Annotated in this window: 17 protein-coding genes and 1 riboswitch; all 17 genes read right to left on the reverse strand. The window is 30.8% G+C overall.

The window, feature by feature from the left end:
- Positions 1 to 147: 147 nt before the first annotated feature.
- On the reverse strand, positions 148 to 1308 hold the full coding sequence (gene grdD / locus C4R78_RS01725; protein WP_103895373.1) for a glycine/sarcosine/betaine reductase complex component C subunit alpha: 1161 nt from the start codon (positions 1306 to 1308) through the stop codon (positions 148 to 150).
- Positions 1309 to 1319: 11 nt separating this feature from the next.
- A complete protein-coding gene (gene grdC, locus C4R78_RS01730; RefSeq protein ID WP_173689734.1) occupies positions 1320 to 2852 on the reverse strand; it encodes a glycine/sarcosine/betaine reductase complex component C subunit beta in 1533 nt (510 codons plus the stop codon).
- A 65-nt stretch (positions 2853 to 2917) separates the two neighbouring features.
- Positions 2918 to 4222, reverse strand: a complete 1305-nt coding sequence (gene grdB / locus C4R78_RS01735; protein ID WP_103895375.1) for a glycine reductase complex selenoprotein B — start codon at positions 4220 to 4222, stop codon at positions 2918 to 2920.
- Between the two features lie 27 nt (positions 4223 to 4249).
- The gene (gene grdA / locus C4R78_RS01740) at positions 4250 to 4723 is read right to left on the reverse strand and encodes a glycine/sarcosine/betaine reductase complex selenoprotein A (RefSeq protein ID WP_103895376.1); all 474 of its coding nucleotides are present in this window, start codon (positions 4721 to 4723) and stop codon (positions 4250 to 4252) included.
- 16 nt (positions 4724 to 4739) lie between these two features.
- Entirely contained in the window at positions 4740 to 6026 is a 1287-nt protein-coding gene (locus C4R78_RS01745; protein ID WP_103895377.1) for a glycine/sarcosine/betaine reductase component B subunit, read from the reverse strand.
- A gap of 81 nt (positions 6027 to 6107) precedes the next feature.
- The gene (gene trxA, locus C4R78_RS01750; RefSeq protein ID WP_103895378.1) at positions 6108 to 6434 is read right to left on the reverse strand and encodes a thioredoxin TrxA; all 327 of its coding nucleotides are present in this window, start codon (positions 6432 to 6434) and stop codon (positions 6108 to 6110) included.
- An 11-nt stretch (positions 6435 to 6445) separates the two neighbouring features.
- Positions 6446 to 7378 carry a thioredoxin-disulfide reductase gene (trxB, locus tag C4R78_RS01755; RefSeq protein ID WP_103895379.1) on the reverse strand — a complete coding sequence of 311 codons (933 nt, stop codon included), beginning with the start codon at positions 7376 to 7378 and terminating at the stop codon, positions 6446 to 6448.
- A gap of 11 nt (positions 7379 to 7389) precedes the next feature.
- The gene (locus C4R78_RS01760; RefSeq protein ID WP_103895380.1) at positions 7390 to 7767 is read right to left on the reverse strand and encodes a GrdX family protein; all 378 of its coding nucleotides are present in this window, start codon (positions 7765 to 7767) and stop codon (positions 7390 to 7392) included.
- A 139-nt stretch (positions 7768 to 7906) separates the two neighbouring features.
- Positions 7907 to 8004, reverse strand: a riboswitch (glycine riboswitch).
- A 130-nt stretch (positions 8005 to 8134) separates the two neighbouring features.
- Positions 8135 to 8977, reverse strand: coding sequence for a DegV family protein (locus tag C4R78_RS01765; protein ID WP_103895381.1), 843 nt, complete (start codon positions 8975 to 8977; stop codon positions 8135 to 8137).
- Between the two features lie 15 nt (positions 8978 to 8992).
- A complete protein-coding gene (trmL, locus tag C4R78_RS01770; protein ID WP_103895382.1) occupies positions 8993 to 9460 on the reverse strand; it encodes a tRNA (uridine(34)/cytosine(34)/5-carboxymethylaminomethyluridine(34)-2'-O)-methyltransferase TrmL in 468 nt (155 codons plus the stop codon).
- Between the two features lie 94 nt (positions 9461 to 9554).
- The gene (locus C4R78_RS01775) at positions 9555 to 10898 is read right to left on the reverse strand and encodes a radical SAM/SPASM domain-containing protein (RefSeq protein ID WP_103895383.1); all 1344 of its coding nucleotides are present in this window, start codon (positions 10896 to 10898) and stop codon (positions 9555 to 9557) included.
- A 148-nt stretch (positions 10899 to 11046) separates the two neighbouring features.
- Positions 11047 to 12189 (reverse strand): DUF362 domain-containing protein, encoded by a 1143-nt coding sequence (locus C4R78_RS01780; RefSeq protein ID WP_103895384.1) that lies wholly within the window; start codon positions 12187 to 12189, stop codon positions 11047 to 11049.
- 11 nt (positions 12190 to 12200) lie between these two features.
- A complete protein-coding gene (locus tag C4R78_RS01785; RefSeq protein WP_103895385.1) occupies positions 12201 to 13016 on the reverse strand; it encodes a Cof-type HAD-IIB family hydrolase in 816 nt (271 codons plus the stop codon).
- An 11-nt stretch (positions 13017 to 13027) separates the two neighbouring features.
- Positions 13028 to 13708 (reverse strand): ECF transporter S component, encoded by a 681-nt coding sequence (locus C4R78_RS01790; protein ID WP_103895386.1) that lies wholly within the window; start codon positions 13706 to 13708, stop codon positions 13028 to 13030.
- 10 nt (positions 13709 to 13718) lie between these two features.
- Complete coding sequence (locus C4R78_RS01795; RefSeq protein ID WP_103895387.1) at positions 13719 to 15344, reverse strand: ABC transporter ATP-binding protein; 1626 nt, start codon at positions 15342 to 15344, stop codon at positions 13719 to 13721.
- On the reverse strand, positions 15322 to 16197 hold the full coding sequence (locus tag C4R78_RS01800; RefSeq protein ID WP_103895388.1) for an energy-coupling factor transporter transmembrane component T: 876 nt from the start codon (positions 16195 to 16197) through the stop codon (positions 15322 to 15324). Before C4R78_RS01800 ends, C4R78_RS01795 begins: the two co-directional genes overlap by 23 nt.
- A gap of 38 nt (positions 16198 to 16235) precedes the next feature.
- Positions 16236 to 18068, reverse strand: a complete 1833-nt coding sequence (locus tag C4R78_RS01805) for a DUF4430 domain-containing protein (RefSeq protein ID WP_103895389.1) — start codon at positions 18066 to 18068, stop codon at positions 16236 to 16238.
- Positions 18069 to 18072 lie beyond the last annotated feature (4 nt).

The following is an 18072-nucleotide window of genomic DNA, read 5'->3' on the forward strand; positions in this document are numbered from 1 at the left end:
TAAATTAATCTCAATTACATAAAAACTCCTTGGAAATTAGCAAGGGCGGGCATCTGAATAATTTGCCCACCCCAACTATTGACATAGAACCAAAATTTGAGAATATTTAAAAGGCACCCCTTTTTAGGGTGCCTCAAAATTATTATATTATGCGATAAACCCTTTTGACTTTAATATATTAACCGCCCTTTCATGGTCTTCATCTGAAACTAATATAACAGGACCTGTGCAACCCATTCCACTTTCTGAATATATTCCATTTTTCCAAAGTTCCTTTACAGCATTTTCAAGTTCTAATATATCAACTCCAGAAATTTGAGCTGTAACTACCTTTTTAGGTGGTGCTACAACTTCCTTTTCTTCAACTGCTTGATTTGTCTTTGTTATTCTTGCTAAAATTTCTTTTAATCCAGCTTTATTTGCCTTTTCAAATTCTACCTTTGCAATTTCTAATATATTGTTTTGAGCACATGTTGCACAAAATCTTAATGCTTCACAAACTACTGGTGCACCTGAAGCCCTTGAAATTATGCATATCAATCTATTATATCCTTCTCCTATTCCTGGACCATATCCATAACCTAATGTTTCATAATCTCCCCCTGAGGTGAAGGATGAAAATATTTTAACTAAAAGATTTCCTGTAAGCGAATCCATAACCATAACATCTGAAGAAGCAGTAAGCAAGTCATTTCCTCTCATTATAACTCCGCCATCTGAACGTATTGACTCTGCAAAGTTAATATCATAACCATTTTCCTTTAACTCCCTTAAAGCCTTTTCAACTTGCCTTGCTCCTTCAACATTTAATATACCAATTGTAGGATTTTTAATGCCACAAGCCTTTGCAGTTATAATACCATAAATTGCATTTTTTATCATTCCTTCAACTCTATTTGTTGAAGATGTCCCTGTAGTAGTTGCAAGGATTAACTCCCTTCCTCTTCCTGGAGTTATAACCCTACCTACTGTTGAAACACCAATTGGAAAATTATAATGCTGAGTTACACAACCTTGAATCTCTCCTTTATCTAAAAGCTCTTCCATTAGTTTATGCCCTTCCCCATCATTTGCAACTTCATATATAGTTAAACTTGTATCTACCCTTGGACCTATTAAAACAACCTCAAAATCATTATACTTTCTTGTAGCCAACTCTGCTGCCTTTACAAGCTCTTCAACTCCATGTTCACTTCCAAAGGTAGTTAAACCTATTTTTACTTTCTTGCCAAAATTTCCACTTTTTATCGCATCTGCTATTTCATTAAAAACTTCCCCTATAAGCTTTTTAACGTTTTCGTTAGTCATATTATCACCTCTTATTTTTGAAGTAGATATGAGGCAAATTCCTTCATAGCTTCTGCAACCATATTCTTAACTTCTTCTTTAGATATACCTTTTTCTTCCTTCTTTCCTGGATTCTTTTCTACAACGAATGATACACCATCAAATAAGTTAGTCATTCTTGCAAGGAATAAGCTACCCTTTCCTACAACCATAAATCTATTCATGCTACCATTTAATATTTTTTCAACACCATAGCCTATTATAGGAACTCCTGAAGGAACATGTCCTTGTGTTGGAGCATATCCAACATAACCACAATTCTTTGCAAATTCAGCCATCTTAGCTTTTTCAATTTGACCTTTCATAACAGCAAGGGCTGCAATCATCTTGTAGTTCGAAGCTGGAACGTCGCCTGCACCTGCTGTTTCTGTTGCATCTGGATTTTGCATTTCTGTTGAATATTTATCAATATCAGTAAGCTTTAATCCTAACTTTTCAAGCGGTTTTGCAACAATAGCTTCCATAACAGCTTGTGGAGTTGCTCCAGAACCTATGTTATGCTTTCCTATAGCATCTGTTCTTATTATTGGATGTATACCATCGTTTTCTGATACTAAAACAGCAAAACCACCTAAAACATCTTCAACAATTGGATATCCTTTTTTAACATGGTCCTTTCCATTCATTCCAAGCTTTGCAGTAGCCCCACCACCAACAACAATTACATTTTTAAATACTCCTGCTTGAACTAAGCTTGCTGCATTTATAAGAGCATGAGTAGGTCCTGCACAGAAACCTCTAACGTCGCATCCTGTTGCATTCTTTAATCCAACAACTTCTCCTATGGCTTTTGCAAAATTTCCTCCACCTCTTTGATTCATGTCACCACAGGCTTCTTCTGAACATTCAATTATGTAATCTATTTCATCTTTATTAATTCCTAACTTATCAATTAAATGTAATACCGCTAAAACACCAGAGGCTTTAACTGCAAGATTTTCTGTAATAACATGAGCTGATAAATTTTTATCAAACTCATGGGCCCTTTTTACACAACCAACCAATTTTCCATTCATATAAAGTCCTTCTGCAACACCAGAATCTACTAATTTTTCAACTTCACTTAAATCAATTCCTTCACCAAGCTTGCCTATATAATCCTTTAAAAGCTTATGCTGTTCAAATTTTGTCTTAACATTATTTGTAAATTCCTTTTCAAGCTTTACTAAATCAAAAGCATCACTAACTTTCATAAGCCCATAAAACTCATCTTGAGGCATTATCTCGCCAAATTTTCCAAATCTAGTTGCTCCTTCTAATTTATGATTAAACCATGGCCTTGGTAACTTAGCTAATTCTTCAGGATCAAAATTTCCTATATATGTTTGTGTTACTGGATATGCCACAACGTCTTCATAAGGTCTTAGATGTTCAACAACCTTTTTTAAATATTCTGAATCTGGATTTATTTCTCTTTCTAAAGTTTGTGTTGTTCCATTATGAATAACCATATCAGGAGTATGAACTAATATATAACTTGCACCTTTTAATACTGGAAACATAATAACACCTCCATTAAAATTTTAGGTCGGGGTTTAGGGATAACCCCTTTAAATCCCGACCCTTAATGTTAGTCTTCAAAAACAGTTTGTTCTTGTATTTCAGTTTGTAGCGCCTTAAGTGCCTTTTCAACAAGCTTTCTTCTTAGTGCTTTTTCTTCTTCTTTTGATAATGCCGGATTTCCAAGTGGATGTGGTATAGCAACTGTTGGAACTATTCTGTTTGCACCAACAGTTTTTGAAATAGGAACTATAGTACACATGTGAACTACAGGAATTCCAGCTCTTTCAATTTCTTTTACCATCGTTGCACCGCAACGTGTACAAGTACCTCAAGTAGAAGTTAGAATTACAGCTTGAACACCATCTGCAATAAGTTCTTTTGCAATTTCTTGTCCAAATTTTGCAGCATTTTTAACTGAAGTTCCATTACCAACTGTTGCATAGTAATATCTGTGTAATGAACCTATCTTTCCTTCTTTTTCAAGTTCTCTTAATACATCCACAGGTAATACTCTATCTGGATCTTGATTTGCATATACTGGGTCATATCCTCCATGAGCAGTTTCAAAGGTTTCTGAAGTTAAATCATATACTCCCTCAATATCATATTTTCCAAATTTGCTAGCACTTGAGCTTTCAATTCTATCTGGATTTCCTTTTGGAACAATTCCACCAGATGTTACTAAAGCTATTTTAGCTTTTGTAATATCTTTAATAGCTGGGTTTGGAGCTACTCTATCAAAAATTGGCATTTTAAATTCTGTTTCGAAAGGTTCACCTTTTATCTTTTTAATTAGCATATCTACTGCTCTCTTTGAACCTCTTTCGCTTGCAAAATAATTCTTTCTAATTCCTCTTTCTATGTATCCTTCTTGATCTGGTGTTCCTATTTCTTCACCTTTTGCAAGCTTTAAAGCAAGAGCTGCCATCTTTGGAACAGCTTCTCTCATTCCTGCTGCGTTGTCTTTAGTAGAAATTATATAAATATCCTTTTTATATAAATCAACACCTGGATTTTCAATATACATTCCTGTAACAACAGGAATGCCAAGTTCATCCTTTACAGCTTTTGCTATTGTAGCACAAGCTGTTCCATATCTTCCTGCATTAAAAGCAGGTCCTGCTATAAATATATCTGGATTATACTTTTTAACCATTTCAATTATTTGTTTTAAAGCATCTTGTGTATTTTCTGCAAAATATGAGTCTCCACAAATCACAGTTGCAACTATTTGAGCCTCACCTTTAAAAGCATTGTTAAATGCCATACCAGGTCCTACAAAACCTTCTCTAACTTCTGGTGGAATATGCGCCTTTTCTTCTCCACCTATATTAGCAAAGAATTGATTTAGATAATGAACAACTTTAAACAAGATCTTTCCCTCCTTTCAGCCATCAAATCAGTCCTTGAACTGACTATACTGCTCCCTTATGCTGCTAACTTCTTTACTTATAGCATCAACATCAAGAACCATTTCCATCATACCACATTGTTCTTCATAAACTGCAGGATCACACTCTGCTTTTATAACAGGCTCAAGAATGTGGTAAACCCTAAGACCTAATGAAACGCCTGCTAATGGTCCTGCATAAGTTGGGTCTCCAGCAGTTACAGTTTCAGCTGAAAGTCCTGCTGATTCTGCTTCTGAAGTTCCTAAAAGAACAACTATATTTTCTGCACCATATTGCTCAGTTAAATCTTTAACTCTTTGTTGGATCTCCAGATCCATCGCACCTGCAGCTGTTCAAACAAAACATTCAGTTGAAGTAAATACAACTTCTGCACCTGCACTCTTTGCACATTCTTCAATAGCTGGTCCTGGAATTCCGTCTCTATCACCTATAGCAATAACTTTTCTGCCCTTTAATATCATGACTTATTCCTCCTTTTTAATATGTTTTTGCAGATAAATATCCAAATCCAACTTCACTTGTTGCACCAGTTATAACTTGTATTTCAGCTTCAATTGAACCATCTGGTCTTAATGAACCTGCAAAACCACCTGCTATAACATCAGCAGCCTCTGGATGACCAATAACTTTTTTCATTGGTGGTAATACGATTATTTCATTCGCATTTCCTGCAGTAACTACAGCATCTGCCTTTGGAGTAGAATCAGCAAGGGATTGTGATGAACCATCTCTTCCTGCATATTCATCTGTAACAAGAACCGTCTTAATTCCTTTTTCCTCAATCTTGTAGCAGTTCATAACAAGGTCTGCATCTGGATTACCAAAACCTTCTTCTGAAATTATAACTGCGTCTGCTCCTAAAAACTCAACAAGTTTAGCTGTATAATTTGATGATCTTTCTTTATCAGCAAGATAAACATTTTCATTTGTTATAACGCATCCTAAGAAATTAATATCTTTTCCATGTCTTTCATATAAATCTTCTATGATAGGATTATTCATATGAACATATGTTGGGTTTTTGTCACAAGCTGAAACACAGTTTCCGCTTATAATTGCACCATCAAATACTTCAGTTGGATATATAAAAGTTGGAATAATCTTCTTAGCATCAACTCCATATACATAAGTATCATGTAAAAGTCCTTGGCTTTGTAACATATAAACATATATTACCTTTGGAAGATTTGGATATTGTGCAACTTGTTGTAAAAGTGGCAATGTTTCATAAACTTTTATTTCATCTGGTGTAACATCTTTACCTGCTTTTCCTAAATATGCTGCAGCCTTTAATCCAACCATTCTTACTGCTTCTTCATGTTCATGCTGTGGTAAATTATCTACTGGCTCACAAATCATAACTATGTTATGGGTCTTTGAGAAAGGAGTATATTTTGCTCCTTCTCCTGACATATCAATTATACCTTCTTGGAATCCAACAATTTTTCCAGTTGTAACTACAGCAGTTCCCTTTAAAACATGAGTTCTACCTGAACCTACTGTATCAACCTTTGAAATAAAACCTGGGAAAATTCCTCCTGGTCCTTCAACCTTTACTCTTGGTTCAATAACATCCTTAACAGGAATAATTCTTACTTCTTCACCAGGATGTGCAAGTTCTACATCAATGGATTTTAATCTTTCATCTCCACCAACTTCTTTTAAAAGCTCTTCTTTGTTAATGTAAAGAACACCATTTTCCACCTTAGTTTGTGGACCAAATTGAACATCTTTAATATAAATTTTTCCTAATTCGAGGCGCAAAGCCTTCACCTCCTTTAATTTTTGAACACTTCAAAGATTCTGACACTTTATATCAACCTAGCTTAAAGCTAGGTCGTAAACTTACTTATAAAATCTTTTTATCATCTCTTCAATATCTGCAGCTGAATGAATTTTATCTGGTGTTAAAACTTCTGCCTTTTCGCCATTTACATACATTATCATTGTTGGAAGTCCTAAAACTTTTTGAGCTATTGCAAGTCTTCTATTTTGGCTTGTATTCAAGCTACAAAACTTAATCTTATCTCCATACATTTCTTCAAATTTATGAATATCTGGCATAAGTTGTTTACACTTTTCACATTTATCTCCCCAAAAATCAACAAACACAGGTTTTTCTGTATAATTTAAAACTTCAGCTTCAAAATTATCCTTGTTTACTTCTATCATAGCTTTCCCTCCTATTTATTGAACTTTTCATTTATATATTCTTCTGCAGCAATAGCAGCAATAGCACCATCTGCAGCTGCAGTAACAACCTGTCTTAACTTCTTTACTCTAACATCTCCAGCAGCAAATACGCCTTCAACATTAGTTCTCATCTCATCATCTGTTGGTATGTATCCCTTTTCATCAAGAGCTATTTTCCCCTCAAATATCTTTGTTAATGGATCAAGGCCTACAAATACAAATACTCCATTTACAGGAAGTTCTGATATTTCTCCAGTTTGAAGATTTCTAATAACTAAACCTTCTAATATTTCTTCTCCTTTTGCCTCTTCAACTACACTGTTTAATATAAATTTTATCTTTGGATGATTCATTGCCTTTTCAACTAAATATTTAGCTGCTCTAAATGTATCTCTTCTATGTATTACTGTTACGCTTTCAGCAAACTTTGTTAGATATAAAGCCTCTGTAATCGCTGAATCCCCACCACCAATTACTGCAACATCCAACCCTTCAAAGAAATCCGCATCACAAGTTGCACAATATGAAACTCCTCTTCCTCTAAACTCAAGCTCTCCTTTAAAACCTGCAAGTCTTGGAGCAGCTCCCGTTGCAATTATAACCGCCTTAGCATGATATTCGCCTTCTTTTCCTTTAACAACTTTTATATCCTTAGAAAAATCAACATCTACTACTTCATCATAAACAAACTTTGTTCCAAACTCTTCTGCTTGTTTTCTCATCCTCTCAGTTAAAGCTGGACCTGTACAGTTTTCTATTGAACCCGGATAATTTTCAAGTTCTGATGTCGTTGCAGCTTGGCCTCCAAAAACCCCTTTTTCAATAACTAAAACATCAAGCTTTGATCTTGAACCATAAAGCCCTGCGGATAGACCAGCTGGTCCACCTCCAATTATTACAATATCATATACATGATTTGACATAATATCACTCCTTATCTATTTAATGCATTATATATTAAATCAAAATCAATTACTCTAAAATCTTCAAGAACATTTTCAGGCCATTTTCTTGGTGGTTTGCTTTTTATCAAACTTTCAGCAGTTTCTATACTCTTTTCTATATACATAAGCGATTCAACATCAATATTATCCTGCGCTTTTAAACTTATAGCTACGCTTTTAAAGGGAGTTTGATTAGGTTTTATACTCCCCATTAAAGGATGGGTGAGTAGCTTATGATTTTTATGAATATAATCTCTAACTTTAATTAAAACATCCAATAAAGTCCCTTCAACAAAGTCAATTTTATGTTTTGACTTTAATTTTTGCATTGTAAGAATATTGTTTGTTACTATTATTGTTTTTTCCATGTAATAGCACCTCAGTTACTTCTTAAATTTGACATATTTTTAGAAATAATTTTTAAGTTTCAATTTTCAAAATATTTTAAGTTCTATAAAAAAAGGATGTAATGTCTACGCCATTACATCCTCTGCTTGCCCAGAGTTCTGTCCGCAAATAGTTCTTTTGCCTGAGAGTATCATTAGGTCCGGCTCACCTAACTTACCCCTTCGGCGCCCTTTACGGGTCTCTCCTATTTGCTTCATCCAGACAATATTAAATTTTCCAATTATAATTATATTACATATTCGAAAGATTTACTAATTGTTTTTTTCAATATTATTAATAAATTTAAATAATTTCTTGCATTTTTTATTAAAATTAAAAGAATTTCTCCTATTTACTGAAAAAAACAACACCAATTACTCCTGGTCCTGAATATGTTGCTACTACGGTTCCTGCAATAAATTTATTTATTTGTTGGGTATTATATTTTTCCTTTATTTTTATACATAAATCTTCAACTTCTTCTATATAAGATATTGTCCCAACACCAATAGGTTTTTCTACGTCCACATCCATTTCTTCTAGATATTCAAAAATCCTTTCTATTGCTTTTTTAAGTCCTCTTACTTTATCATAAACATATAGCTTACCATCCTGCATATGTATAATTGGTTTTATATTTAAAAGTTTTGCTATAACAGCCTGGGCTCCTGACAATCTTCCACCCTTTTTTATATATTCAATATCATCTACTAAAAAAGCTACTTTGACTTTCTTACTTAATTCCTCTAAAGTTTGTGCAATTTCTTGTGCTGGCCTGTTATCTTTTATCATTTTAAGAGCTTCAAGTACTAAAAGACCTGTTCCAAAGCTTACAGCTTTTCCGTCAATTACATATATCTTATTGGTATTTAACATCTGTTTAGCTATAAGAGCCGACTGATAAGTTCCACTAATTCCCGATGATAAGTGGATTGATATAATCTCCTTTCCTTCATCAAGCAGCTTTTTGTATACATTATAAAATTCATTTGGATTTACTTGAGATGTTTTAGGAAGTTCATCAGACTCATTTAAAAACTTAACAAGCTCTTCTGTTGACAAGTCAACACCATCTTTATAAGTCTTGCCCCTATAAGTTACAGTTAAAGGAACTATAACTATATTATTTTCTTCAACAATGCTTTTGGGAATATCAGCTGTGCTATCTGTAACAATAACTATATCCCTCATAATAACCTCCTTAAATCATTTCATATTAGGGAATTTCATTTGTCTTAATGCTTCATACATTATAATAGCTGCAGAGTTTGATAAGTTTAAAGATCTATCGCTTGTTTCTACCATAGGTATTCTAATTAGATTATCTTTTAGAAGTTGTCTTATATAATCTGGAACGCCTGAAGATTCTTTTCCAAACATTATAAAATCTCCTTGACTATACTCTACCTCAGTATATAACTTTTCTCCATGGGTTGTTGCAAGAAATATCCTCTTATCCTTATGTTTTTCAAAAAACTCTTCAAAGTTTTCATAATAATAAACCTTTAAATCCTTCCAATAATCCATTCCTGCTCTTTTTAAATATCTATCTGTCAGCAAAAAACCCAAAGGTTTTATTAAATGAAGAGCTGAATTTGTTAAAACACATGTCCTTCCAATATTTCCTGTGTTTTGCGGTATTTCAGGTTGGTATAATACTATGTTTAAATTCAAAATTATCCCTCCTAGATCTTTTAAGTATTATTTTAACAATCCTTTAAAATTTATTCAAGCCACCAATGTAAAAGGCACCCCATAAGGATGCCTTTTAACATTTATGCTTTTCCTTCCAAATTTCATCAGCAATTTTTGCCCATTCATTAGAATAATGCATAAGCTTTTCTGCTAATTCATCTACTGTTTCATCATCATTTAACTGAGTTGAATATGCACCTGATTCATGAACCATTTCCTTAAGAACTTGAGGATTATCAATTAAAGGGCATGGCCTTAAATGATTGTTATTAAAAGGAAGCCTCCTTCTATACGCCTTAAATAAAGGTGATTGTAAAACTTCAAGCAATGAATGCTCTTTTATATTCATATTTGAATAATGAATAAATGCACAAGGTTCACAATCTCCATTTGCATTAATATGGAAATATCTTCTTCCTCCTGCTATACATCCATTTGAGAATTCTCCATCATTCCAAAAATCTAAAACAAAAATTGGATCCTTTGCTCTTATTTCATTTATTCTTTTTAACATATATTTTCTTTGTTCTGGTGTAGCCATAAAATTAACATCGCTATCCTTTCCAACGGGAACATAAGTAAAATACCAACCAAATCTACAACCCTTTTCAATTAAAAAATCTATATATTCTTGAGAAACCACAACTTCAGTATTATATCTATGATAAGTAGTTGAAAATCCAAATACACAACCTGCCTCTTTTAAAATATCCATTGCCTTTACTACCTTTTTAAAAGTTCCCTTTCCCCTTCTTAAATCTGTCTCTTCCTCAAATCCTTCAATACTAAATGCAACTGTAAAATTTCCAACTCTTTGCATTTCCTTTGCAAAATCCTCATCTATCAAGGTTCCATTCGTAAAGGCTAAAAACGCACAGTCATCATGTTTTTCACATAATTTAATTATGTCATCTTTCCTTATTAAAGGTTCTCCTCCAGAGAAAATATACATATAAATTCCAAGCTGTTTTCCTTCAGTTATAACTCTATCTAATACCTCAAAACTTAAATTCCATGGTTTATACATTCCTGCCCAACAGCCTTTACAATTTAAATTACAAGCAGAAGTAGGATCCATTAAAATAGCCCATGGTATATTACAATCATACTTCTTTTCATTTTCAAGTTGTATTGGAATCCCGAAAAATGTAGCATTTAGAAAATAGTTTATCCCCAACTTTTCTCTAACATTTGGATGAGTTTCAGTTAAAAGCTTATAAGTAAACTTATACCAATTACTTTCTTTATCGTTTAAATATCTTTTTACAGAATCTATATATTTTTTATCCTGTTCTCTAACTACTATTTTTTCAACCCAATTTATTAATTTAGGAATATTTTTTTCTGGATCTTTTAAAATATACTTAACAGCTTCCTTTATAGCAGCTTCCCCCAACTTTGTTCTTGCCAAATTCATAATAGCCCCCCTTTCCTTCTACTAAATATTATTAAGATAAACTTAAAAAAATTCTTTGTTCAGTTTCAATTATAACACCATAATAAAATATTTTGTTTTTTTAACAGTTAAATTAACATAAAAAGTCCTTTAAGGTAACCTTAAAGGACTATTTTAAAAATCTACTTATTATTCTATTTCTATGGATTTTCACTGCTTTTTTAGGACACAATTCATGACAACAAAAACACCTTATACAAGACTTGTAATTAACATGTGGTTTATTATTTTCTATCTTAATTGCTTTAGGAGGACATACTTCATAACATCTTTTGCATCCTACACATATGTTATAATCAAATATGGGTCTTGGAGAAAGATAATAAGTTAAAAATTCTTCAACTTTTTTTGGAACCCTGCCTCTAAAAAAATTTACGCTTTTAGTGTTTGGAATTTTATACTTTATTACAAAATCATTAATGTTTTCTCCTAAAAATTCTATATCCTCAATTTTCCCACTGCATAGATTTCTTTCTATACACCTTTGAATAGTTGGAACATCCTTAGGTGAAATCCCCATAACATATGCTCCTGCAACATCTAAGTAATATGGATTAAAAGAAGCTAATATAAGGCCTGTTTTTTTAGGAACTCCAGCGGTTGGACCATCCCCCTCCATTCCAACAACGCCATCTATTATTGAAAAATAAGGTTTTACTGTTTCACAAATATCAACTAACAAATTAGAAAAATCCTTTATATCAGGCATTTTTAAATGATATTCCGCTTTAAAAATGCCAGGTATCATACCAAATAAAACCTTTACCGCTCCCGTATATAAGGCCATACTATGAGTTTTTAATTTTGATATGGTTATTATTTTATCACATTCAAAGGGTGGTTTTATCATATTTAGCTTTTTTATTATACATCCACCAACAGTTTTATAGTCGCTTGTACTACAGTCAAAATTTAACTTTGCTCCTGCGTTTTTGGCTGCATCCTCTATTCCACAAACTTTATATAAAGATTTTAAAACTCTTTCATTATATGGCCCTCCTGGACTATCTCCTATAATTACTTGACATCCATGCTCTACCAACATTTTTGCTACAGCCTCAACAATCATAGGATGAGTCGTAGCAGCATCATCCGGGTGCTTTTTAATAACGAGATTTATTTTTAAAAATATCTTTTCTCCCTTATTTGCTATTTTATCTATTCCTCCTGCTAGTTGAAAAATCTTATCTACGGCTTTATAAACCTCATCTTTTTTATAGGTTTCACATCTTGATAAGAATACTCTTTCCATAAAACACCCCTTTATAAAATATATTCTTCTAAAAACTTAGCAATACCATCATTATCATTTGTATCAATAACTAAATCAGCAACAAGTTTCAAATCTTCAGTAGCATTTCCCATAGCAACTCCTAAACCTGCATATTGAATCATTGAAATATCATTTTCATTATCACCTATACATATAACTTCTTCTGGAGAAATTTTGTAAAAATCAGCAAGTATTTTAACTGCATTTCCTTTTGAAATTCCTCTTGCCATTACTTCAAAATTATTCTCTAAAGATGAATAAACAGACACATCAATATTATCCTTAATAAAACTTTTTAACTTAAACAGTTTTTCAAGTTCTTCAGACATTACAACAATTTTTAATATATCATTTTGATCAACAACTTTATATAAATCATCAACTATTTCAATATTTACCCTGTCCTCTTTAGGAATCTGTTCATTCCATAATGAATAATTTTTAGAAGAATAAATTAACTTCCTAGAATAAATAGTATCAACTGTAAAAACTTGAGGATAAAACCCGTTTTCTTCAGCTAAACTTATAATCTTTTTTGCATCTTCCTTTTCCAAGCATTTTTTATAAATTACCTTATTTTCATCTTTTTCTCTTATATAAGCACCATTTGAAGCAATAATGGGGGCTTTTGTCCCTATAAGTTTAGCATAAAATAAAGCAGAAGTAAAAATTCTACCCGTGCATACAACTAAATTTATTCCTTTTTCATTAGCTTTTTTTAAAGCTTTTTTAGTTCTTTCTGTTATCTCTTTTTTATTGTTCAAAAGAGTTCCATCCATATCCATTGCTATCATTTTATACCTCATAAAAATCCCCCTTATTCTATATATTCAACCTCAAATCTTTTTATAAATCTGTCTAAAATAAAAACAAACTTTTTAGAAAATAATAAACTAAAAATTACATTTCCAACAGCATGCATAGTATCAAAAATAAAACTTCCGCTTATTGAAATAAAAAAAGAATATACCGTTATTGGTCTTATAAATTCAATTATAAACCACATATTTAAAATTATACCATAAACATATCCCCATACTCCGCAAAAAATCGTAAATAAAGCAAAATTATACTCTCTAATTATTTTTTTTAGAAGTCCAAAAAAAACACCACAAAGCCCCCAACCTAACATTTGCCATAAAGTCCAAGGTCCATGTCCTAAGAAAAAATTTGAAATAAAAGCAGATGTTGCTCCTACCACAAACCCTTCAATTGGTCCTAAAACAAAACCTGATACTGCCACTAAAAACGTTGTAGGTTGGACTCCTGGTATACAGGCAAGAGGAACTCTAAAAATTCCACCCATAGTAGCCATTGTAGATATAACTGCCATTTTCTTTGAATCAATGTTTTTTAATTCAAATAAGATTACAAAAAAAATTATAATAAATAAAGCTGAAATAGTTACTGAATAATTAAGCCCTACATTAAAATAAGTTAAAACAAAAATAAAAAATATAAACGCAATCAAAAAAAATACCGCATATTTCTGTTTCATAATATCACCGTTATTCCTTTAAACTTTTTAAAATTTCAATTGCTTCTTTTGTATTAACAACCTTATATATGTTTTTAAATAATTTTGTAACTTGAGGTGAATAATATAAAGAATTTACTAGAACATGCTCTACACTGCCAAGGGCTATGATTTCCCCTTGAAACATTAAAATAACTGTATCACAATAATCTCCTACAAAATCACTATCATGAGTTATTACAATTACTGACTTTCCTTTATTTGCATACTCCTTTATAAAATTTCCTACCTCTTCTTTATGATAAATGTCCACTCCTCTTGTTGGCTCATCTAAAATCAAAATATCTGGATCCGATACCACCGTGCAAGCAATTGCCAACCTTTGTTTTTGTCCTCCACTTAAATCTCTAGGATTTTTATCCATTAAATCATATAAATCAAACTTTCGTAAAGTTTCTTTTACTACATCTTCATTATACTGACCTATATTTTTTAAACTATATGCAACCTCATCAAAAACTGTATCCCTTCCAAAATATAAATTAGGATTTTGAGATAGATATCCTATTTTTCGTACCCTTTCTTTATCATTAAAATCTTTTATGTTTTTACCATTAATTAAAACTTTACCTTTAAAATTTTTTATAATTCCAGCTATAATCTTAAATAAAGTCGTTTTTCCTGCACCATTTTGTCCCATTACAGCAAGCACTTCCCCTTGATGTAAAGAAAAACTTATATCTTTTAACGTATAATCCCCCACCTTATATTCAAAATTTAAATTTTCTACTTCTAATATTTTTTTGTTAAATTTTTTTATATTCTTTTGCTCATTAAATTTACATTCCTTATTAGCAATAAACTTTCTTCCATCTTTTACATTTAAAGGTATAAAATCATATCCTGCCTTTTTAAAAACAATACTTACTTTAGGCAAGAAATCTATTTTATCTAAGTATTCATATAATTCATCCTTTCTTATATGATAAGCTATTTTCCCCTTATCCATAACAATAATTTTGTCAAAAACATCAAAACACCTATCTACTCTTTGCTCAACTAAAACTACAGTTTTACCAAGTTCCTTATTTAGTTTAATTATTGAGTTTATAACTTCTTCAGAAGATATAGGATCTAATTGAGAAGTAGGTTCATCAAACAAAATAATATCAGGATCCATTGCCATAACCGAAGCTATTTCTACCTTTTGCTTTTCTCCTCCAGATACATTATCTAATGATTTATATTTTATAGAGCTTAAATTAAACAAAGCACAAACTTCTGCAACATTTCTTCTCATATCTTCAAGTTCAAACCCCAAGTTTTCCATCCCAAAGGCTATTTCCCTTTCTATTTTATTATAAACAGATTGTTTTTCAGGATCCTGAAATATAAAACCTACCCTTCTAAGTAGATCTTTTTTTGAAATATTTTTTATGTTTTGATTAAAAATTAAAACTTCCCCTTTAATTTTACCACCATAAAAATTAGGTATTAAACCATTAATAACTCTTAGTAAAGTAGATTTTCCACACCCTGAAGGGCCAAGTATTAATACAAATTCACCTTCATTAATAGTTAGATTTATATTTTCAATTGCTGGCTTTTTAGAATAAGGATAATAATATGTGAGATTACTTATCTTTATAACTTCCATTTAAACACCACCAATTAACAAATGTTATTAAAAAGAAAGATAAAGAAAAAAACATTCCTAAAAAACTCGTTCTTTTTATAAAACTATCCACCGTAGGAAAAAAAGAGAATTTATTATATCCTAATCCTAAATAAGTTATAAAATTTAAAAACAAAATAATAACCAAAAAAATTAAAACCTTATCATAAAAATTCAAGTATACTTCATTATAATTAGAACGCTTAGAAACTCCAAAGCCTTTAGAATACATCGCTTCTGCTAAATCTATCGAATCCTCTAAAGAGGATAAAAACAAAATGTTTATAACTTGACTGTAGGACTTTATTCTTTTCAAAAAATTTCCTTCGAATGTATTTCCTCTTATAAACTCAATTTCTTTTATTTCATTAAACTGTCGTATCATTTTAAAACTTAATCTAAATACTAGGCTCATAACTAATGCTGTTTTCCCAAAAATCTTAGAAATAAAACTAAAAACGTCATCGGGATCTATCAATATATTTCCAACTGCAAAAACTATCAATATAGCTATTAATCTAACAGACATAAAAATGCTATAAATTAAAGATTCTAAAGTTAAGTAAAATCCGTTTATTTTAAATAAAATAGTATTTCCATTTCTATTTAATATTAAATTTAAAACTATTATAAGAATTGACAGGTATAAAGAAAACTTTATATACCCAAAAGTTTCCTTTAAAATTTTATTTATTTTAGCAAATAAAATCAAAGAAAACATAATTATTAAGTCATATAATAAGTTATTTAATACAATAAAAACAATTAAGTATAACAAAATTATTAAAATATAAGTAAATGTATTAAATCCACCTTTATCTTTTCTTTGCATCATATCACCCTACACAATAATGATGGGTGGTTTTCCACCCATCATTTAATTTCTAATAATTTTATATCACTTCTTATATATTCCATTTTCTCTCCACCATTTTTTTCTGCATAAATTTGATACTTTCCAGGTCCTTCAATTATAAAAGTAACCATACCTTCTTCATTTGTGATATATTTTATATTATTAACATATACTACAGCATCTTTAACTGGAGAATTATCTGAAGTTACTTTTATTTTAATTTGAGAATTTATCTTGTTCTCGCCTATAACTTCTATATTTAAAGGTTTTATTCCCCAATCACCATAATAAATCAAAATTTTATCATTTTCTTTAACTTCATAATTTGCCATACCAGTTTGTGGTTCAATTGAGTTTACCATAAACATCCAACCATCATATCCTCCAAATCTTCCTGTTTTAATATTTGAAATAGCATTTAAAAATGGACCATAACTTGAATACGTTACTTCAAAGGGAATATTATTTTCTATCAATGCTTTACAAACAGCAGCATAAACTGATGGAACAGAAGTTTTGTATTTTTTACCATTAAAATCATAAACCTCCTTATTTCCAACTCTAACATCATATCTTAAAACATTTTTATCTGGTCCTTCAATTCTAACACTTACGTTATAACTTTTTTCAATAGGCTCTAGGCTTCCTAAGATAACCCTAACAACTTTACCGTTCTTTCTTAAAAACAATTTATAATTATAACTTTTCAAATTAGCATCACAGTTAAACTTAATTATTCCATTACTTGATTTTTGGCTAAAAACTTTACTATCTTCATTTATCAAAAGTTCAGCTTCATCATAATAAGTTCCTTTAACAATAACTTCTAATTTTTTTAAATCTTTAAAATATGCCGAATATAAAATTGGAGAAGTAATATTTATAGAAACAGGTTTATAATAATTTCCCTTTTTATATTTAATACTTTCATACATATTTTTCTTATTTACATAACTTAACAACGCTCTAGCGACTTGATTTGTAGCAATATCATCTACTTTCCCATTCTTTATATGTTTAAATCCCCCAGATTTATCCTTATAAAGAAGCAACTCATCTATTATGTTTTTATTATTAACAACATATTTTGATAAATCGTCTCCACAAGATACCGCTGCTTGTATAATCCAAGCTAATGTTTCTGCTGTTTGATTTTCTTTAGGTAATTTTTTTAAATTATTTTTTACAAAACTTAAAGCCTTAGATATACTTTTATCATTTTTATTTTTTCCTGCCATAGACAACGCTGTTATTGCCATAGCTGTAATATCTATGTCGCTTTTTCCTGATATTGTAAGAGGAAACCCTCCATCTTTATTCTGAATTTTTTCTAAAAATAAAACTGCTTTATTTCTATCATAATTTTCTTTAATAGCTTCTAAAGCTATCATACTCCAAATATGACCATTTATAAAAACTTCATTTGTTCCATTTATCGTATCTTTAAACTTACCACTTGGAAGCTGTGATGATTTTAATACTTCAACTAAGTTTATACCATTAAAGTTTTTTGGATCATATCCTGAAGCTGTTATTGTTAATATATGTTTGGCGTAACTTGTAGTAAAATTATATGAAAGCTCCTTTAAAATATCATTATTTTTACTATCAATATACCTTTTACCTTTTACCTTTAAATTATTTAAATTATATCCTGCCATTGCTAAAACAACAGCATCCCAATCTTGAATTCCATTTGTTTTAGTTTTATTAATAATATAGTTCAAAGAACCATTCAAAGAACTTTTTGCTTTATACACCTTTGAACTAACCTTTGCCAATACCTCAAAATTAATAAATACAGTTAAAATTAAAATTATACTAATTAACCTTTTAATATATCCCTTCATAGTT

Origin of the sequence: Caloramator fervidus (genome assembly GCF_900108045.1) — a bacterium.
Classification (GTDB): Bacteria; Bacillota; Clostridia; order Clostridiales; family Caloramatoraceae; genus Caloramator; species Caloramator fervidus.

Excerpts from the sequence above, each read along its gene's own strand:
- grdD (WP_103895373.1), bottom strand. The coding sequence starts at position 1,308 with ATGACTAACGAAAACGTTAAAAAGCTTATAGGGGAAGTTTTTAATGAA.
- trxA (WP_103895378.1), bottom strand. The coding sequence starts at position 6,434 with ATGATAGAAGTAAACAAGGATAATTTTGAAGCTGAAGTTTTAAATTAT.
- trxB (WP_103895379.1), bottom strand. The coding sequence starts at position 7,378 with ATGTCAAATCATGTATATGATATTGTAATAATTGGAGGTGGACCAGCT.
- C4R78_RS01760 (WP_103895380.1), bottom strand. The coding sequence starts at position 7,767 with ATGGAAAAAACAATAATAGTAACAAACAATATTCTTACAATGCAAAAA.
- C4R78_RS01765 (WP_103895381.1), bottom strand. The coding sequence starts at position 8,977 with ATGAGGGATATAGTTATTGTTACAGATAGCACAGCTGATATTCCCAAA.
- C4R78_RS01775 (WP_103895383.1), bottom strand. The coding sequence starts at position 10,898 with ATGAATTTGGCAAGAACAAAGTTGGGGGAAGCTGCTATAAAGGAAGCT.
- C4R78_RS01780 (WP_103895384.1), bottom strand. The coding sequence starts at position 12,189 with ATGGAAAGAGTATTCTTATCAAGATGTGAAACCTATAAAAAAGATGAG.
- C4R78_RS01785 (WP_103895385.1), bottom strand. The coding sequence starts at position 13,016 with ATGAGGTATAAAATGATAGCAATGGATATGGATGGAACTCTTTTGAAC.
- C4R78_RS01790 (WP_103895386.1), bottom strand. The coding sequence starts at position 13,708 with ATGAAACAGAAATATGCGGTATTTTTTTTGATTGCGTTTATATTTTTT.
- C4R78_RS01795 (WP_103895387.1), bottom strand. The coding sequence starts at position 15,344 with ATGGAAGTTATAAAGATAAGTAATCTCACATATTATTATCCTTATTCT.
- C4R78_RS01800 (WP_103895388.1), bottom strand. The coding sequence starts at position 16,197 with ATGATGCAAAGAAAAGATAAAGGTGGATTTAATACATTTACTTATATT.
- C4R78_RS01805 (WP_103895389.1), bottom strand. The coding sequence starts at position 18,068 with ATGAAGGGATATATTAAAAGGTTAATTAGTATAATTTTAATTTTAACT.